Origin of the sequence: Proteus vulgaris (assembly GCF_016239305.1) — a bacterium.
Lineage (GTDB): Bacteria > Pseudomonadota > Gammaproteobacteria > Enterobacterales > Enterobacteriaceae > Proteus > Proteus vulgaris_C.
This window is the reverse complement of sequence record NZ_JAEHOQ010000006.1, coordinates 53,627-73,425: the sequence shown is the minus strand read 5'-3', so window position 1 is coordinate 73,425 and position 19,799 is coordinate 53,627. Positions and strand designations below refer to the sequence as shown.

At 35.5% G+C, this 19,799-nt stretch carries 18 protein-coding genes; 4 read left to right on the top strand and 14 right to left on the bottom strand.

Annotated features, from left to right (window positions below; all coding sequences use genetic code 11):
* Positions 1 to 227 precede the first annotated feature (227 nt).
* On the top strand, positions 228 to 1,049 hold the full coding sequence (locus JEP40_RS05940; RefSeq protein WP_198622845.1) for a CPBP family intramembrane glutamic endopeptidase: 822 nt from the start codon (positions 228 to 230) through the stop codon (positions 1,047 to 1,049).
* Between the two features lie 378 nt (positions 1,050 to 1,427).
* Positions 1,428 to 2,342 carry an HTH-type transcriptional activator AllS gene (gene allS, locus JEP40_RS05935; protein WP_036934748.1) on the top strand — a complete coding sequence of 305 codons (915 nt, stop codon included), beginning with the start codon at positions 1,428 to 1,430 and terminating at the stop codon, positions 2,340 to 2,342.
* 58 nt (positions 2,343 to 2,400) lie between these two features.
* Here the strand turns inward: allS and JEP40_RS05930 are convergent, their stop codons facing one another.
* The 7 genes from JEP40_RS05930 to JEP40_RS05900 all read right to left on the bottom strand — a co-directional run bounded on the left by JEP40_RS05930 (position 2,401) and on the right by JEP40_RS05900 (position 10,336).
* Positions 2,401 to 3,645, bottom strand: coding sequence for an MFS transporter (locus tag JEP40_RS05930; protein WP_198622844.1), 1,245 nt, complete (start codon positions 3,643 to 3,645; stop codon positions 2,401 to 2,403).
* Positions 3,646 to 3,670: 25 nt separating this feature from the next.
* The gene (locus JEP40_RS05925; protein ID WP_109409780.1) at positions 3,671 to 4,576 is read right to left on the bottom strand and encodes a carbamate kinase; all 906 of its coding nucleotides are present in this window, start codon (positions 4,574 to 4,576) and stop codon (positions 3,671 to 3,673) included.
* A gap of 47 nt (positions 4,577 to 4,623) precedes the next feature.
* Positions 4,624 to 5,451 (bottom strand): DUF2877 domain-containing protein, encoded by an 828-nt coding sequence (locus tag JEP40_RS05920; protein WP_198622843.1) that lies wholly within the window; start codon positions 5,449 to 5,451, stop codon positions 4,624 to 4,626.
* Positions 5,452 to 5,493: 42 nt separating this feature from the next.
* A complete protein-coding gene (locus JEP40_RS05915; protein WP_198622842.1) occupies positions 5,494 to 6,759 on the bottom strand; it encodes a DUF1116 domain-containing protein in 1,266 nt (421 codons plus the stop codon).
* 12 nt (positions 6,760 to 6,771) lie between these two features.
* Complete coding sequence (locus JEP40_RS05910; RefSeq protein WP_072070148.1) at positions 6,772 to 8,439, bottom strand: acyl-CoA synthetase FdrA; 1,668 nt, start codon at positions 8,437 to 8,439, stop codon at positions 6,772 to 6,774.
* A 547-nt stretch (positions 8,440 to 8,986) separates the two neighbouring features.
* Entirely contained in the window at positions 8,987 to 9,553 is a 567-nt protein-coding gene (locus JEP40_RS05905; RefSeq protein WP_198622841.1) for a YceI family protein, read from the bottom strand.
* A gap of 105 nt (positions 9,554 to 9,658) precedes the next feature.
* Entirely contained in the window at positions 9,659 to 10,336 is a 678-nt protein-coding gene (locus JEP40_RS05900) for a hydrolase (protein WP_198622840.1), read from the bottom strand.
* 280 nt (positions 10,337 to 10,616) lie between these two features.
* Here JEP40_RS05900 and JEP40_RS05895 point away from each other — a divergent pair, with 280 nt between their 5' ends.
* Positions 10,617 to 11,489 (top strand): pirin family protein, encoded by an 873-nt coding sequence (locus JEP40_RS05895; RefSeq protein WP_198622839.1) that lies wholly within the window; start codon positions 10,617 to 10,619, stop codon positions 11,487 to 11,489.
* A 68-nt stretch (positions 11,490 to 11,557) separates the two neighbouring features.
* Here JEP40_RS05895 and JEP40_RS05890 read toward each other — a convergent pair whose 3' ends face one another.
* The gene (locus JEP40_RS05890; RefSeq protein WP_198622838.1) at positions 11,558 to 12,469 is read right to left on the bottom strand and encodes a LysR substrate-binding domain-containing protein; all 912 of its coding nucleotides are present in this window, start codon (positions 12,467 to 12,469) and stop codon (positions 11,558 to 11,560) included.
* Positions 12,470 to 12,990: 521 nt separating this feature from the next.
* Here JEP40_RS05890 and JEP40_RS05885 point away from each other — a divergent pair.
* Entirely contained in the window at positions 12,991 to 14,463 is a 1,473-nt protein-coding gene (locus tag JEP40_RS05885; protein WP_198622837.1) for an anion permease, read from the top strand.
* Between the two features lie 71 nt (positions 14,464 to 14,534).
* On the opposite strand, the gene JEP40_RS05880 is transcribed toward JEP40_RS05885, so the two are convergent.
* The 6 genes from JEP40_RS05880 to JEP40_RS05855 all read right to left on the bottom strand — a co-directional run bounded on the left by JEP40_RS05880 (position 14,535) and on the right by JEP40_RS05855 (position 19,788).
* Positions 14,535 to 14,837 carry a helix-turn-helix domain-containing protein gene (locus tag JEP40_RS05880; protein ID WP_232799172.1) on the bottom strand — a complete coding sequence of 101 codons (303 nt, stop codon included), beginning with the start codon at positions 14,835 to 14,837 and terminating at the stop codon, positions 14,535 to 14,537.
* 48 nt (positions 14,838 to 14,885) lie between these two features.
* Positions 14,886 to 15,866: a fimbrial protein gene (locus JEP40_RS05875; RefSeq protein ID WP_198622835.1), complete on the bottom strand. Its 981-nt coding sequence runs from the start codon at positions 15,864 to 15,866 to the stop codon at positions 14,886 to 14,888.
* The gene (locus JEP40_RS05870; RefSeq protein ID WP_198622834.1) at positions 15,847 to 16,140 is read right to left on the bottom strand and encodes a helix-turn-helix domain-containing protein; all 294 of its coding nucleotides are present in this window, start codon (positions 16,138 to 16,140) and stop codon (positions 15,847 to 15,849) included. Before JEP40_RS05870 ends, JEP40_RS05875 begins: the two co-directional genes overlap by 20 nt.
* A 21-nt stretch (positions 16,141 to 16,161) precedes the next feature.
* Positions 16,162 to 16,659, bottom strand: coding sequence for a fimbrial protein (locus JEP40_RS05865; RefSeq protein ID WP_198622833.1), 498 nt, complete (start codon positions 16,657 to 16,659; stop codon positions 16,162 to 16,164).
* A gap of 12 nt (positions 16,660 to 16,671) precedes the next feature.
* Positions 16,672 to 17,193 carry a fimbrial protein gene (locus JEP40_RS05860; RefSeq protein ID WP_198622832.1) on the bottom strand — a complete coding sequence of 174 codons (522 nt, stop codon included), beginning with the start codon at positions 17,191 to 17,193 and terminating at the stop codon, positions 16,672 to 16,674.
* An 87-nt stretch (positions 17,194 to 17,280) separates the two neighbouring features.
* Complete coding sequence (locus JEP40_RS05855; RefSeq protein ID WP_198622831.1) at positions 17,281 to 19,788, bottom strand: fimbria/pilus outer membrane usher protein; 2,508 nt, start codon at positions 19,786 to 19,788, stop codon at positions 17,281 to 17,283.
* Positions 19,789 to 19,799: the final 11 nt, after the last annotated feature.

The following is a 19,799-nucleotide window of genomic DNA, read 5'->3' as shown; positions in this document are numbered from 1 at the left end:
CATACTAATTTAATATCAGATATTGATTATCAACATAATAATTAAACAATTGTTTTAATTTTAGACCAAAAGTAAATATTATGATTTTTATAAAAAAAATCAAACTATTAGTTAATAATATTCTTAATCAAGAGGTCTGATTTCTGTATTTTTTATTCATTATGATAGCCTAAGTGCCAGCTATCTTTTACCCTAGCGCCCCTTTTCATTCTAAAATATCTATAATTATGATCACTTGGTTACTTCTCGCGGCGTCTTTATTATTTTTGGGTTTTAATCGCATACTTGCACTTATTACACTTGCAGTCACAGCACTTAGCGCATTTATAACAGGTATTATTACATGGCAAACCTTGCCGATTATCTTTAGTATTCTGTTATTAACTTTTGCTTATTCCCGCTATAAAACACAACCACTGCTTCGGGCAATTATCATTCTTGCTCTTATTATCATTGCCAGCGGCTTAGCCTTTCATCTTATTCCTGGCTTTAACAATTTACGTTACCTTTCACATACCTCTATAGGAATAAAAAGCGTCCCTTTTTCGTTTTATTTCAATGCGGATAAAGCATTGATACCCTTTATTTTTCTCATTTTTATTCCCACTCTCTTTATCTGTACCCCATTAAAAAAAGTGAATAAATTACAATGGATAATGTTAATTATTGCTATTCCAGCATTATTACTCATTGCCGTAAAATTAGGGGGATTAGCCATTGAGCTTCATTTACCACACTGGTTACCTGCATTTATTCTTGCGAACCTCTTTTTTGTCTCTCTTGCTGAAGAAGCTTTATTTAGAGGTGTTATTCAACAAACCTTATCACGTTACCTTCCTCCTTATGTTGCGCTATTAATTGCGGCTATAATTTTTGGCTTTGCGCACATTGCAGGAGGAATATTGTTGGTTATTTTTGCATCGTTGGCAGGAATTATTTATGGTTTGGCTTGGATGTGGAGTGGTCGGCTTTGGGTTTCAACAGCATTTCATTTTGCGCTTAATTTGACTCATCTGCTCTTTTTTACTTACCCATTTAAAATGGCCTGATCTCTTTTTTTACATCTTATATTGAAGGATTTTTTATCCTAACTTTCACCACCTTTTACTGATATCTTAACTTCATCGGTAAAAGGATGAGTGAAACGTGAAAGCAATCACACAAATGGAATATAGATATTCTTATTTGCGCCCATCATCCGGTGAAATTTTTGTTAGTATGCTTTATCGCTTATCTATAAATAATCAAAACTTCATATGGCACACAATACCAAGCCAATAATAATAACATCCATTAACACGATAAGAAGTTGTCTTACTTTGCAGTATAGACCTTAGAAAAAATAGGTAAGCTTTGCTCTGTTTGCTTTTTTTTAGTTCAGCATTATCTGCTGAAATTTTGCTTCTCTTATTACCAGGATAAAAAATATGTTAGACCAAGAAATGATCCGTACTTTTATACAGGTCGCTGATTGCCAAAGTTTTACCAAAGCAGCCGATGTGCTACATAAAACATCCGCAGCCATTAGTTATCGTATTAAAACATTAGAAGAAAATATTGGTACTCAACTTTTTAATCGTACAACCAGAACCGTAACATTAACCCCAGCAGGTGAATACTTATTAGAAAAATGCCGCCAATGGATTGTATGGTTAGAATCGATGCCTGTTGAGCTTCAACAAATGAATGCTGGTGTCGAACATCAAGTGAATATTGTCATTAATAATCTTCTTTATGATCGTACAGCGGTTGCCAGTATGCTGGCTTGCCTTCATCAACGTTTTCCTTCAACACAATTTCATATTACTCGCCAAGTTTATATGGGGGTTTGGGATGCGCTTATTAACGAAGATTATCATTTTGCTATTGGCGTTACGGGGAATGAGTCCCTTAAAAATAATATTAATATCTGCGCCATGGGTGAAATTCAATGGCAATTTGTTGTTGCACCTAATCATCCCTTAGCCAATATCAGTGGGGTATTAAGTGATGATCAAATGCGAATGTATTCCGCTGTTAACGTAGAAGATACGTCTCGCCATCTTTCTAAACGCACAGCATGGCGTTTATCTGGTCAACACGAAATTCGTGTACCCGATTTACACACAAAATTAGCCTGTCATTTAAAAGGCGTCGGTATCGGATTTTTACCATTAAGTTTGTGCAAACCCCTTATTGATAGTGGGCAACTGATTGCCAAAGAAGTGAAAAATCGTCGTCATAATTCACCACTTTCATTAGCGTGGTGTGAAGATAAAAAAGGCGCAGTGGTCAGTTATTTAGTGGAATTATTTAAGCAAAATCATCCCAGCGTGCAATCGTTTTACGATCCTTTAAATTAAAAGGGCAAACCGAAGCTTGCCCTTTTGCTACTAATTCAGTAACTATCTGAACAGGTAACTACGCTTTTACTTCTTCATTATTATTATTGCTTTCTTTAATAAAGAGGCTAGCCACAATACCAATACAAATCAGAATAGCAGCAAAGTAGAAACCTGAGTCCATACTTCCTGTTTTATCTGATAAGAAACCGGTTAGTGTTGGTGCAAAAACCGAACCCAGCATACCGATACAGTTATAAACACCAAACGATGTACCTAGTGCATGTCGTGGTGAGTTATCGGCAACCACAGCAACTAATACTGGGTTTGTACTGATTTTACCCACAATACCGTAAAGGATCAGAGCACCAATTAACACAGGCATTGATTCTGACATTGGCACGGCAAGAATAGCGACTAATGACAGCGGTAACATGATCAGTAACACAGGTTTACGACGACCAATTTTATCTGAAACCCAGCTAAAAATAAGTGAACCAGGAATAGCAAACCACGGCATTAATGATGCAATAGTTGAAATTTGTGTCCCTGTAATTCCACGCTCAGTTTCTAAGTAGTACGGTAACCAAGTTACTAATACAAAGAAGCCATAGATTGAACAGAAGATAGTTACATACGCAAGGTTGATATTGCGATTACCAAATAAATCTTTAAATGTCAGTTTAACTTTCTGTTTTGGTGCGCCAGCTTCTGACTCAGGTTGTGCTTTTGGTTTATCTTTAATGATCCATAACATCACCAAACCAATGATGATAATAGGAACACCAATAATATAGAACGGCGCACGCCAGCTCATCCCCATCTCGCCTACAGAAATACTTGAGATGTAATAACCAATAGAAAGACCAAATGCCATACCACTATTGATAATCGCACTACCTAGTGTAATACGATGTTTCGGTATCGCTTCTGAGGATAGACCATACTGAGGACCATAATAGAAACCTTGGAAGATCCCCACCATGACCCATGCAAACATAAAGGTCACATAAGTTGGCATCATACCCGCAATAATGGTGAATCCACCAAAGAGCACTACCCCTGTTACTAATACTTTTTTCTTACCTAAATAGTCACCAATCATGCCTGATGGAATATTGAGTGCAGTATATCCGATAAAGAAAATACTCATGATAGAACCGAGTTGAGCTTTAGTAAGGTCAAACTCAGCACCAATATTTACCATTAATGGGCCGACAATGGCGCGACTACCATAAAGTGCAATCCAACCAAAGAAGAAGATAATGGTCAGTTTGACCCAATAAGGGACTTTGCCTTTCTCATTCACTTGTGCATCGTTCATAATGACGCTCCTGAAAGAATTTTTATTAAGACTTATAAATTAAAGTGCCAGACTGACCTTCAATAACTTGTTGAATATTTTGTAATGCACCAATATGTGCTTGTTGCCCAGTTGCATTAACAAAATCACTCACCGCCATAATTTTTGGTCCCATTGCGCCATCAGCGACAGCCATTGGTGCAAGTTCTTCTGGTGTTGCTTCACGAATTGCGGCTTGTTCTGGTGTACCCCAATTTTTATAAATAGCATCAGCCTCTGTTAAAATAACAAAGTGCTCTGCATTTAATTCACGAGAAATTAAAGCCGCTGTTAAATCTTTATCAATAACCGCTTCACTACCAATAAATTCATTATTTGTATTGTTAACTGGAATACCGCCACCACCTCCACAAATAACAACATGACCTTTATCTAATAAAAGTCTTACCGCTTCGATATCAATAATCTTTTTCGGTGTTGGTGATGGCACAACACGGCGGTAATGCTTACCATCTTGTTTAAATGTCCATTGATACTTAGCAATCAGTTCTTCTTTATCAGCTTCATCATAAATAGGGCCAATAAATTTACTTGGATCGTTAAATGCTTCATCATTAATATCAACAGAAACACGCGTCATTACCGTTGTAATAGCTTGGTCTGGGTTATTCTGATTAATTTTTTGCATCATCATATAACCAATCATACCTTGGCTTTCAGCCACTAGAATATCCAACGGATATGCAGGAACATCTTGATATGCCAGGTTTTGTAGTGCAAGTAATCCAACTTGAGGCCCATTGCCGTGTACTAATACAACACGGTACTCTTTTGCTAATTTATTAATTGTCTCTGACATTAATTCAATATTTTTATATTGATTCTCAGCAGACAAAACTTCTCCGCGTTGCAATAATGCATTTCCGCCTAAAGCAATAACAATTGTTTTCATAATTATCCGTATCCGAATGTTTATATAAATTCTTTTATTAAAAAAATTTAATAAATATGCTGTTGTTGTTTTTTAGTTTGGTAACCAATCCATAATCCCAGTAATGTATCTGCACCGGAATGATGACCAATAGAGAGTATTTCCAACATATCCTTAAAAATAATCTCTTTATTCTTTATTTTTTTACCTAGTTGAATGAGATAGGTAGAAAATATTCCCTGGGTGGCATATTCCAAATAATGCTTACTGACAACGGTGGTCAATTCAGATAAAGGGGGAGTATTATTAAAAAAATAATTAAGTTTTTTTTCTGGCTCTGCTAAATAATGTGCAAATAACATTCCTACTAGCATATCATCTGAACTTGGCGTTAATCCGGGGCCTTTCCCTGTAAAAATAGCCCAGTTAACAGCATTGCCCGCTAACTGATTATGAAATAGCTTAATTAATAACTTAATTTCACTGAGTTGCGCGATTTGGCGATAATTTTTTAATGGTCCATACAACCCTGTTGCAATCGAGGGTGAGAGCAGAGAAAAAAAACTTTCTAACCAACGCAAATCGAGTTCCGCTTTATCTTGTAAACGTAAATTCTCACCCTGACCTGCGAGTAGAGTGAGTTTATTTGCGAGTATTGCTTGATGATTTTTAAGGCTCATCATAACCGAGGGATGGCAGTGTTTAGCAAAATAATCGAAATCATCTTGTTTCAGCAACCATCCCATCGGGCTTAATCCTCTTCCTTCACGATGGAAAGTAATTAAGCGCTGCTGGGGACAAATAAAATTCAAAGCATGGTCATAAATGCCCACACATTTAATCCCACCTTCAAAATCAGTGATATGCTGGCTGGTTTGAAGTGCTTGAATTTGCATAATGCCCCCTTTATTGCTGTGATTTATCGTTACAAAGCACGATTAAGCGTCGATGCCTAACTCTTCTGCCAATGCAACAATCGCTTTTTCAAAGCAACCTAAAGGTGCGCGTACAGTACCTGCACCAATCTGGCCAACACCCGGCTCTTTATGTGCAATACCAGTATTAATCAGTGGTGTAATACCCGTTTCAACAACGCGACGAGCATCTAATCCTAAACATGCACCTTGGAAATCCCAAGTTGGAATTTGCAACATCATGTTACGAGCAAGGTAGATCTCAGCCATTTCTTCAGTCACTTCACGCGCAGCATCCATACCACCTGATGCGCCAACGAAACGCGTTACACCTGGTGCTGCAACCATTGCCGCGCCACCAATACCGAAAGTTTCAGTAATTGCACTGTCACCGATATCTGGATTTGCATCTGCTTGACTAAAACCAGAGAAGAACAGACCTTGTGGTGTATTTACTGGAGCAGTAAACCATTGGTCGCCCATTCCACTGATTTTGATACCAAAGTTGCTACCATTACGGGTCATAACGGTAACGATAGTACCTTGTTTGATTTGAGCACCTGCATCCATCGCAGCTTTACAGTAAGCCATTGCTAAGTTCAGGAAGAACTGATCTGTAATGCTCAGGAATTTAGTCACTTTTGTGATTTCAGCATCTTCAAAATCTAATGTGCTTAATACTGGTGCCAATTGACGCAGTAACAGGGCTGAAGCTGCGATATTACGTTGGTGGAATTCATCACCCATCGTAATTGCTTGACCCATAATTGCAGTCAGGTCGATACCATTTTCAAAAGTGGCAATCGCAGCTTTTAATACTGGTGCTAAACTATTTTGCATCCAATGTAGACGCTCTTGCACGTCTGGGCCGTAAGCACCAAAACGCATCACTTTACCGATACCTTCGTTCATGTTGCAGTAAGCGTAGTTACCGTGAATGTGGTTTTTAATCACCAACATTGGCATATGAGCAGAAGTAATACCGCCCATTGGACCTACTGCATTTACGTTATGGCAAGGGATAAATTCAATTTCACCCGCTTCTAACATCGCTAATGCTTGTTCTTCAGTTTCAGCCCAGCCTTCAAATAAAGAAGCACCGATACATGCACCGCGAACAGGGCCACTCATTTCCCCCCAAGTCACAGGAGGACCTGCATGAAGTAATTTTTTACCTGTTTCTAAAGCCGGTACAACTTCTTTTGCTAAGTTAACATCACACCAGTGAGGACGGGCTTCACGGATACGTTCGATAACTGCTTCATTCGCTTGTTCGATAGTTGAATACATATCTGCAATTCCTTATTTCAATTTCTTTAATATTTCAGCCAGTTTTTTGTTACCACCTGCGACAGGTGCCCACTGATAATGCACAACAGGAGTCCCACTTGATTGCAGATCGTCTGCAAAGCTACGTAGGCCTGCGTTGATCACTGAGATCCCGTTAAGCAATGGTGACACTTCAGCATGTGCTTCTGCTGGATGTGGCTGGATTAATTCTTTTGCTAATAAAACCGCTTCTGGCAACGTATCCATGACAATAATTCCCGCTTCTTTTAGCTGTTTTTGCTGTTCGCTACGGTTTTGCGGATCATCTTCAGTACCAGTAATGGTTGCGATCGTGATTAATGGATTGGCTTCGCCACGTTTTTCATTCAGTTTTTTGATTTCTTGAATTAACGCGCCGGCAGGATCTTGAGTTGCACCATAACCAATAACAAAATCAACCAGTAATACGCCCGCTTCTGTTTTATTACTGAGCTCACTAATAAATTTGTTACGAGTTGATGGATCAATCATTGGGTGAGGTTTACCTTGTGTATAAAAATCATCCCCCATATCGATAATTTTGTGACCATCAGCATCTAACATGGTGCCTTGCTTATGCTCGTTATCGACTTCAACATTAAGTTTTTCAGATAACAACATGGCGCATTCAGCCGCTAGCGTACCACCGGCATAAAGACCAATGATTTTCTTACCAGTAACTTTTGGTAACTCAGCCGCGATATCTTCAACACGTGCTAATTCAGCTGCAATGCGCGCCGTTTCATCTAACGTGCGAGTAAAATAAATATTGTCGTCTTGGAATTTCTCAGGGGTTGTTCCTAGGAATTGCGCCACAATTGGTTTGTTATGGCGTTTCATTTCGGCAATAATTTTTTGGCGAACAGCAGGTGCTGGTGGCTTAGAAACAAAAGCAATAACACGCGTATTAGGATCTGCCGCCAGCATATTGATAGCAGTGATTGCACTAATACCACCAATCTGTTCAGTTAAATCACGACCACCTAGACCAATTGAATGAGAAATACCTTGGCGCTGTAAAACAATTTGGGAGGTAATTTCTTGAATACCTGTACCTGATGCACCAACAATACCAATAGAGCCTTTAGGAGCAATGTTCGCAAAAGCAAGAGGCGCACCTGCAATATTTGCAGTACCACAGTCAGGACCCATTACGATCAAACCTTTTGCTGCCGCTTTTTCTTTTAGTGCTTTTTCATCTGCGATAGAAACGTTGTCAGAGAACAGCATGACGTTACAACCATCTTCTAAGCCCGTGTCAGCCAATTCTGCGGCATATTCACCAGCAATAGAAATAAGTAACATATTGGCATTAGTACTTTTTTGTTTAGCGGTACGCCAGCTACGTACTGTCGTTAATTTGTTACCGCCTTTCTGGCCACTTGCAATTTCAGCTAATGCTTCTTCTAAAGCAGTAGAAATCATATCGATAATGGCAGGATCGTCTGATTCTGCTTTAATCGAAACACAAATGTCATTCGGCGTTGCTTCGTTAAACATGTCATGCCAAAAGCCGGTGACATCAAGAAGAGATTTATTCGCTGGTGTTCCCATCATGACGGAAATTTCTTCCACTTCTGGGGCTTCACTTAATTTTCGGGAAATAATCATCAGGCTAACTGAATCCTGAAAGCTCCCTTTTTTAATAAAAGCATGGATCATTATGATATCCTTAACGCATTTAATATATGTAACAGCACATATCTATTTGCATTTCGTTTTTTTGATAATAAGAAGCCTATTTGCTTAAACTGTTAAGCAATATAAATAAATGTCTGATTTATTAATTTTGAATCTCTGCGTATAAACATACTGAAGAAATATCGAAATGTAGAGTGATTGAAGTCACACTTATTTATTGTAAAAAATTTTTATTTAATCGGATGATATTTATTAAATAAATTATGATGAGTAAAGTTTATTAATTCAGAGATAAAATCAAAAATAGAAAAGTGAAATTTAACGGATAAGAAACAAAACAATGGAGATAAAAATCATATAAAACAATAGGAAATAAAATCAAAGTAACAACTCGATAACATACAACAATAAATCATTATTATCAACAATTAAAAATACCCCCTCTTTTAACTCTATTTTTAGAATTTAACACCTAACTTAAATTATATTTATTATTATATAAAAAACAGAAAAGCCCTTATATTTAACAAGGCCTTTTCTATAAAATAAAAATAAAATATGACTTAATTTACTGCTTAATAGCTTCAACTTGAATTTTTAATGTCATATTATCAGCCATCCCTTCTTTGACCAAAAAATCCACGCCCCAATCTGAACGTTTAATGGTTGTTTCAAAATCACCACCACAGACTGGCGCATTAAATACAGGGCTTTCATAACAATTAAACTTGGTTGTTGTTAATTTAACTGGCAATGTTTTTCCTTTCATCGTTAATAGCCCTTCAATGGATATGGGTTTATTATCCGAGAAATACCATTTTGTTGAAGAAAACTGAATTGTTGGGTATTTATCCGCATCTAAGATATCTGCACTTTTTACATGATTATCAAATGCCGTTAATCCCGTATTTAGTGTTTTAACTGGAATAGAAACGTTTATTTTTCCTATTCTTTTTTCTGGTAAGTATGTTAAATCACCTTCAATTTCATAGAAACCACCACTATTGGTTGAAGTACCAAAGTGGTCGATATAAAACATTGCTTTAGTATGTGTTGGTTCAAGTTTATATTCATTAGCTTGTACTGCTGGCACAATTAATAATGAAGATAATACGGCAGATAAAATAAATTTCATTATAATTTCCTAATCTATTTTTATAAAATAATGCCCATAAAGAAAATACTTTATAGGCATTTTTAAACACAGATAATATAAAGTACAAAGAGAGTTGATAATTAATTAACGCTGAGAATCTAATATCTCGTTATTTTTTAATACTTCTTGAGCTTTGCTATAACTTTCAATTAATAATTGATAAGCAGGGAAAATTTGGGTATACGCTTGCGCCCATTGAGCTGCATCATCACGGTTCCATGTCTTCTGAATTTCAGAAGCAACCGCAGCGGTATCCATCGGCACAACCCCTGCCTGAACGATACGAGCTAAGGTAATTTCTTCCGCCATTTTACTGTAAGTTCCTGATGCATCAATAACAGCAAAGACTTGATAACCCTCAGCAACAGCACTAATAGCAGGGAATGCCATACAAACACTCGTAATAGTACCAGCAATAATTAATTGTTTTTTGCCTGTTGCTTTAACAGCTTCAACAAACTCCGGGTTATCCCATGCATTTATTTCACCTTTACGTGCAATATATTTAGCATGTGGTGCATTTTGATGAATTTCAGGAATTAATGGACCATTCGGGCCTTGTGGAACAGATGCTGTAGTAATCACCGGCATATTAGCTAATGTAGCCATTTTCGCTAATACAGAAGCTCGTGCTCGTAATTCAGTCATCGGCATATCACCAACTGTTTGGAATAAACCACTTTGGTGATCAATTAATAACATAACAGCATCTTCTGGATTAATAACAGGACGTTGGCCATTAAAATTTGCTGGAGTGCTCATTTATTTATTCCTTTTAATTAATAAATATTGATTATTATCCGGGTTAAAAAAATATTAAAAGACAATATCTTTATATCTTTTACCCCTTCGTTGTAATAAACAATAACCAATTAATTAAAATATCAGTAGAGTCAATTATGATAAACACTATTCTAAAAATAGAACACTGAAACATATTGTTATTGTTCTATATTCAGAATAATGAAATCTATTATTAATACTACTTAAATATATTAATCACTTTAAAATGTACCTATAAAAATTTTATAGGAACATTATGATGAAAAAAATTATTGGTATTTATAAAGCACCTCGTCAACATTGGGTAGGCGATGGCTTTCATGTTCGTTCTCTTTTTAGTTATAGCAACCACGGTAAATATTTAAATCCATTTTTGCTGTTAGATCGTGCTGGGCCTACTGATTTTCCTGCATCTCAAGGCCATAACCGTGGTGTAGGTGAACATCCTCACCGTGGATTTGAAACAGTGACTATCGTTTATAAAGGTGAGGTTGCACATCATGATTCAACGGGTGAAGGCGGTGTTATTGGTCCTGGTGATGTGCAATGGATGACTGCGGCATCGGGTATTTTGCATCAAGAATACCATTCTGATGCATTTACCAAAGAAGGTGGTGTATTAGATATGGTGCAATTATGGGTTAATCTCCCATCAGATGCCAAATCAGCACCTGCTGGCTATCAATTACTGAAAGAAAATGCGATCCCTGTATTGCCTTTATCAGATAATGCAGGGCAACTTCGCGTTATTGCTGGGGATTATTACGATACACAAGGTGCAGCAAAAACCTTTTCACCCGTTGATGTATGGGATATTCAATTAAAGAGTGCTAAATCGACCACATTACTAACAAAAAAAGATCGTTATGTAGGTTTAGTGGTTTTACATGGCAGTGTTTATCTCGATAATCAGACCCAATTACAAACTGGAGATTTGGTTATTTTAGATAATGAAGGCGGCTCTATTAATCTTGAAGCAATTGAAGATGCGGTTGTCTTATATCTCAGTGGTGAGCCTATTAATGAACCTGTTGTAGGTTATGGCCCTTTTGTGATGAATAGCGAAGTACAAATCAGACAAGCTATTGATGATTTTAACCAAGGTAAATTTGGCCGTATACCTAACGAATAACGTTTTTATTTCATACAAAAACAATAGAAATCAAACGGCTCCCTATTCTATCCGGAGCCGTTTTTATATCAATCTGACTCTTTCATTGGTGACATATTATCAGCAAGATATTCCAGTAATACTTGGATTGCAGGTAATAACCCTTTTCTTGATGGATAAACGGCATGAACCACATCTTTAGGAAAACGCCAGCTTGGCAATACCTCAATTAACGTGCCGTCTTGTAACTCTTTTTCAACCACACTCAGGGGTAATCTTGTTATTCCCAATCCCTTTAATGTTGCTTTATAAAGTGTCAAAACATCGGTTGTAGCTAATTTAGGTGTAACATGCTGTGTAGAAACCGCACCATCTTCATGAGTGAGTGTAAGTGTATAATGTTGGGAATGTTCGCTATTTGCCAAAATGGGATAATCTGTAAGTTGTTCGGGGGAAATTGGGATCTCACGCCCTTGAAATAACAATGGGCTCGCAACTAACACTCGTCGAGAATAACCTAGAATTTTCATTGTTAAACCTGAATCATCTAGTGGCAATGCTCTTACTCGTAAAGCAAGATCAAGACCTTCACTAATCACATCAACTGGACGATTAATGGCTAATATCTGAATATTAATATCCGGATATTTTTCCATAAAATCGACCAAAATATTTTGAATATATATTTGTAATAGTGCGACAGGACAAGAGAGCTTAATTGTGCCATGAGGATGCCCTTGTGCTGAACAAATAAGCTCTTGCGCTATTTCAGCTTCTGCAACCACATTTTTACATTGTTGATAAAAAGTTTGCCCTATTTTAGTGACATGAAATTGCCGCGTAGAACGATAAATCAAAGAAACATTGAGCTTTTGTTCTAAATCAGCAATACGGCGACTCAGCTTAGATTTAGGTATTCCTAATGTTTCAGCCGCTTGAGAGAAACCACCAAACTCAACGACTTTCACAAAATAGTAGAGATCATTTAAATCATACTTCATTGTGTATCACCCAATAGGTTATTTTATATACTTAGCTGAATTGCTTCAGTCATTGATATTATGGCAAACATAATTGTAATAACTGTTTTCCATTATTCAATTTTTGTTAATAACATTATAATCACATGGGTTAATAAAATAAAGGCGACCTAAGATAATAACATAGCTCAAAAAAAAGCAGTTAATTTAATATTATTTATGTGATGTTAAATTAATTCACATACCATAATTAAACTTTATTACCACCTATTATCGAAATTTATTTTTATTATTAAATTATTATTTCACTTGTAAAATCCACTATAAAACATAGAGATATATAATCACCCTGCATATTAATAACATGAAGTTACATAAAAAAACTTATTTTAAAAACAAGTTAATAAATAATTTTATTTTTATGACATCAGTCAATGAATATTTAATAATATGTTAATAAGATCGTCCTTAATAAAAATACTTATTAGCTTTATTTTTACTTCCGATTATTTATTTAACCTGCAACCTAATGGAATAACCTGATGAACAAATTAACTCCATTACGACCCATACCGACATTAATCGCTGTTTCTATTACCCTTATTATATGGTTTTTTATTCCCATTCCAGAAGGCGTTGATCCCAATGCTTGGCATTTATTAGCCCTTTTTGTTGGTACTATCGCCGCTATTATTGGCAAAGCACTTCCTATCGGCGCTGTTTCTATTATTGCTATTGCATTAGTGGCTGTTACAGGTGTCACTAATCCTAATTCGACTAAAGCCGCTATCGGTGATGCATTAAGTGGATTTTCCAATGATCTTATCTGGTTAATTGGTATTTCCATTATGGTCTCTATGAGCCTAAATAAAACGGGTCTTGGTGCCAGAATTGGTTATTATTTTATTTCATTATTTGGTAAAAAAACGATTGGAATAGCCTATTCATTAGCCATTGCCGAAACAATATTAGCCCCAGTAACGCCAAGTAATACTGCGCGCGGTGGTGGTATTATTCATCCGATTATGCGTTCAATTTCAGACAGTTTTAACTCTAAAGCAGAAGATGGTACAAGTGGTAAAATTGGTCGCTACCTCTCTTTAGTGAACTACAACATAAATCCCATTACTTCTGCTATGTTTATTACGGCAACAGCCCCCAACCCACTTATTGTGAGTTTAATTATTAGTGAAACTGATCCTACACATGAGCTTAGTTGGTCTATGTGGGCAATTGCTGCGTTTGTACCCGCTATCGTTTCATTAATATTAATGCCAATTGTTATCTATCTTCTTTATAAACCTGAAATAACCAGTACCCCGAATGCACCTCATTTTGCTAAAGAGCGTTTAGCTCAATTAGGGCCTATTTCATTACCTGAAAAAATAACCCTTGCAGTCTTCGCCTTACTATTAATTATGTGGGCGGGTGTACCTGCGTTGTTATTTGGTGATGGATTTAGTGTTAATGCCACAACGGCCGCATTTATTGGCTTATCAATTTTATTATGTACAGGTGTTTTAAATTGGGATGATATTTTAAAAAATAAAGGTGCATGGGATACCGTTGTTTGGTTCTCTGCCCTAGTAATGATGGCATCCTTCTTAGGAAAATTAGGATTGATTAAATGGTTGTCACTCAGCGTAGGGGCAAGTATTGATAGTATGGGAATAAGTTGGGTCAGTGGCATGATATTACTGGTACTAATTTATGTTTATTCTCACTATTTTTTTGCCAGTACCACCGCTCATATTACCGCAATGTTTGCTGCGTTTTATGCTGCTGGTTTAGCGCTTGGTGCACCACCAATGTTATTAGGACTTATTTTAGCATTCTCATCTTCATTAATGATGTCATTAACACATTACGGCACAGGAACTGCCCCCATTATTTTCGGTTCAGGTTATGCCACATTGGGCGAATGGTGGAAAGCCGGCTTTGTGATGAGTGTGGTTAACCTTATCATTTGGATAACGCTAGGTAGTGTATGGTGGAAAGTATTGGGGTATTGGTAAGGTTTAAAAAAATATTGCCTTAAATAAAACAAATATAAGATGCCTAGTTTATTGTTAGGCATCTTATAAAGTTAACGCCAAATATCGTTATTTGCGATAATTGACTCTGATTGGTAATGACTTTTTTTATTCTCTATTTTATCTTTATCAACAACATGTTGAACGTCATCAAAAAAATAATTTAAATCGACATCAAAAAGATAGGATAAAATATAAATACTCTCCGCATGGATGTTTGACTCACCATTTTCAAAACGAGATTGATGTTGCTGGCTTATTCCCAATAAAGCGCCAAACTCACTGCCACTCATACTGTGTGTTATTCTTAATTCTCTAATTTTAGCGCCAACTAATCTTGATATTTCTTTATTCATAATATCTCCAAAAAATAAAAATGATAATATCAAAAATATATTCATTAATTATTCATATAAAATATTCACCGTAGCAATTGAGTTTGCGCTTCCCGGTGTTATTGTACTTCCTGTTTTTATATAGCGCGCTTTCCAACCAAAAATATAATCACCAGATGCAACCTGATTTTGCAAACTATTTTTAGTATTTAATTTAATAGGGTTATTATTTCTATCTAATAACTGAATTCCGATACCTGTTGCTTGATTTGTGCCTGATAGTTTCAATTTTCCTGTATTAATATCGATATACCCCGCACTACTGGTTACTGTCGTTTTAATGTTGGTTCCTGCGGCACAACTTAATGTAATAGGAATATCAACATTTTTACTTACATCGCCAATATTTTTAAACTGGGTATCATACCAAGTGCCCATATTAACATTATAACTTGATGATTTAGTTGTACATTTTAAGGAGTTTATTTTTATTGCATTTAACGGTAGAAATAACGATGTTAAATTCCAAGTAGTATTGCGAGGTTCAGTATTATTCTGCACAGCTTTAGCAACCTCTCCCCATTGCAAGCTTCCTGACTGCATTACTCGACCTGTTTTCATTATTCTGACTGTCCAATATGGGTAAGGAATGATATAACTTTTTCTATCTGAGCTTTTTCCAAACCAATTAATATTCAGAGGTCCTATCTCGTTTAACTTAACTTGTATACTAATACCTGGAATATTAGTTTGAGCTATCTTATTCGCATTAGGTACCCATCCATTTGTATAATTACCTGAAATTGATGCATTACCACATTGCCCATCATTACCAGAAAATGTATTTATAGGCCCATTATTATAATTTATCCGGAATTCATCTAATACACGAGTTCCCGTATCATCATATTGAATTGAATAAACTCTATTTGGTATATTAACTCGAATATTTTTAAGATTCGGATTTTGAATACAAGCGGAAAAAGTATATGTGGAATAAAATAAAACTCCACTTAATAAAAAAATAGATTTAGTGCTTACATAGCGCATTTTTATCTCCTAATTTATCTATTATTTTAGTTTTCATCTCTTTTTGTTCTTCTTCATCTAAAATAAAAAATTGGCTTAAACAAACATCAAAAGCACGAGCATATTGATAAAGTCTATCTAAACTAACTCTATTAATTCCTCGTTCATATCTTGATTGCTGCTGTTGACTGATACCAATTATTTCCGCTAGTTCACTCAAAGTGTACCCATTCATAGCTCGATAATAAGCTATCTTTTTCCCAATTATTTTTGATGCAGGATAAATATGACTCATTTTTATTTCCTTTATTATTCGTTAATTATAAAGAAGTGTAAATTCAAGATGACTTTTAAATGAACCTACAGTGATATTACTTCCATAACCAATAATTCTTGCCGATAAAGGAAATTCAGCATTGTGCGTCTGTTGATTAACGTTCGCTATTAATTTTTCGTTATTTTTTATAATATTTTTATTTAATTGTGTTGCGATATTTAATGCCGTATTTTTTGCGGTGCCACTATTAATAAAATATTCACTATAATTTGGATCTACAATCCCTTTTAAAGTCATTGTGACTTTATTCGTTGTTATTGGGCAATTTTTTAATTTTATAGAAAAATTTACCCAATCTGATTTTTGATTATTTTTAATACTTCTAATATTTATTTTATTAAGATCAATCAAATAATTTTTTGTTTCTAATTCACAAGGTGATGCAATCACAGAGCCATAAACATTAATATTAACAACACTTCCCACTGCAAAAGGAGAACATAAAAACAGTAGGGATAACGGTATGATTTTATACATAATATTCTGCCTCTACCTATAGACTATGGTTGCTGTTATTTTTGCAGATACCGTGCCTGGTGTTGCATTTCCAAGCTTACTAAATGCCCGCGTTCTTAAAGGAATATTCACTGATGACTGGCCATTAACCGCGATATACAGTGATTTTTGATTACCTAATGGTATTAACCCGTTACTATTTTCATTCTGCAATTGCACTGCAATATTCTTTGCAGTTCCTTCATTTTTATATAAATTATTTACATCAGCATTGTCTGGTGTACCAGAAAACGTTAGCTTTACTTGATTTATTGTGGGTGAACAATCAATTAATTTAATCGTAAAGTTATTCCATACTGAACTCGAATTTGTTGTCGTAAATAAATTCGCAGGCATCTCTTTTAAATCAATATTAATATTACTTCCTCCAGAAATATTACAAGTTGCAGCTCTAATATTTCCAGAAAAATTAACAGTAACCGAATTTCCAGCGAGTAAAGAAAAACTTATCATTACACTGGTTATTAAAATAAAAAATCTTATTAACATTGTCATTTTACTTTCCTACGCGTAGCAAATATCGACAGCTATAAAAGAAATAACTGGGTTTTATATATTAATTTTTAATGCTATTTAAATTTACTACTGACAAGTCACCGTGGTTTTATAGAGTCCTAAATAATCAAGGATACCTGATAAATCATAATTTACATGACATGTTTTATTGTTGTATTTAATAGTAAAGTTTCCGCTTTGTTCTAATCCCGATAAATAAACCTCACCATCATTACCAACAATACTATTTAATTGGCTGTTATCTTTAAAAATAACCTGAGCACCAAATGGAACTGGCTTTTTATTTGCAAAATTAACCGTCATTAATACGCGATAACCCACGTTAGCAGAAAAATCAGCCTTAACTAAAGCACCTCGACTAGGTGAAATCGTTTGGCTAGTCAATTCCATTTCTGTATTTTCAGGTAACATTAATGTATCAATTTCTAGAGTATTCTTACGATACGGTGTGACATAAGGCACTAAAGCATAGCCTGTACTATTGGTTTTGACACCCGCTTGATTTAGTATCGCAACATCTTTTGCATTAGGAATATCTACAATTGCAGACGTTTCACCCAGTTGTTGTCCAAGGACTATTCCTCCAGAGTGAGCAACTACGCTACCATTGACCCCATAATAAAGATTATGGTTATCTTTTCCGTAACTATATCCTCCCGTAATATCACCTAGTTGACCTTTATAGGATGCATTGATATTTCCAGAAGATCCTTGATCTTGGTTGGTAAATCCTTGCTGTGCGCTCCAATTTAATCGATTATTGAGCTGAGACGCAGAAATTCCAACACTTCCTGTACTTGTATTATTGCTACTACTATTTGTATTAAAGTTATAATAGAAAGTATCGTCAAATACGCTAAAAGGCACACTTACTGAAAAGGCAAATTGATGCTCATTATCACTTTGTGTTTTTTCTCCTGTCACATAAGAGTAACGATTAGTGTTTTTATTATAGGTATAGTTCATCCCATAACTGATCCCTTGCCAGCTATTGTTATAACCTAGCGTTGCTGATTGCGTTTTTTTATCGCTATTCCAATAATCTTCTTTTATATAACCGATGGCTAAAGAGCCATTCCCTTCACCTAAATTCTGATTAATCGTAACTTCAGCACGATTACGACGACGTTCAACTTCTGGGCTATAGTTTGTACGTCGGAAACTATCGAACACTTCGGATAAGCTATAAAAACCGTTTGTAGAATAACGATAACCCGCTAACGCTATATTTGTGCCTACATCATTTAGATTTTTATTGTATCTAAAACGATAAGATTGCCCTTGTTGCTTAATACCATTATTAAAAGTTGAACTCGCATGTGTAATATCGACAGAAATTGCACCAAAAACACCTAAGTTTTTTCCTGCACCCAGAGAATAAGATTGATAGTCTTGGCTTAATTGGCTACCACCATAAGTTGTCACTCCATAAGGTAAGCCATAAATTAATGTAAATTGCCCAAACTTAGTTTTATCCACATTCTTATCATAAGAGCGATATTCACCTCCCGTCACACTATAAGATAAATAGCCTTCACGCTGTAAAACAGGCAAAGAAGCAAATGGCACAATTTGATGTTGTTCACTCCCATTAGATTCTTTTATTGTGACGTATAAATCCCCGCTACTCCCTGTGGGATATAAATCATTAATCTCAAAAGGCCCTGCCGCGACTTCTGTCTGATAAATAATATATCCATTTTGCTTAATAGTAATTTGGGCATTACTGCGCGCAATACCTCTAATGATTGGAGCATAGCCTTTTAAACTTTCAGGATACATATCATCATCTGTTGATAATTGAGCACCTCTAAATGGCACACTATCAAAAATAGCAGACGGAGACACACCATCACCTAACATTAATTGGCTTTTTATCTTATTTATATTACGAGACAAATAAGTATAAACAGTATTCCACTTTCCTGATTGGTTACCCGAATTTGACCAAGTGGTATAATTACGTAGTCGCCACGGTCCAAAGTTCAGCCCAGGCCTTAAATTTATATAATGAGACGTTTCACTTGAATTATTATTTTTGCGATCGTAATTTTTCGAACCGCTGTAGCTATAATTAAGCAAAAGTGCAGTTATACCATTATCTATCTTATTTAAATCTATATACCCTCGTGGATTTCTAGATAAAGCAATTTGAGGAATACTCAAATATAACCTTTGAGAATCAAACTCTAATTCACTTTTAGCATCGGGTATCACAGATAAATCCACACAACTATCAGTCATCGTATATAGCTTTGGGTAATCCGTTGTTTTAACACCAAAATCATTGAGATCATCTATTGATAAACATGGAGTAAGTTTATTATTTTTATTTTTTTCAAACCTAATATTTTTAGTTAGAATTAAATTGGTATTTATATAGATATCAACGTAATAATTCCCTGGTAATTGCTGATTATTTTCGAAAGGAGATAAATCGATACTCTCTTTATCCGATGACTCAAGGAAATCAGGATCAAAGTAGATATTATCTGGCTTGTCGTTTTCCGCATATGATAAAGCCGTATAGCCCAAATATAAAATTAGGCTAATACATATTTTGCTAATTTTCATATTAAAACCTA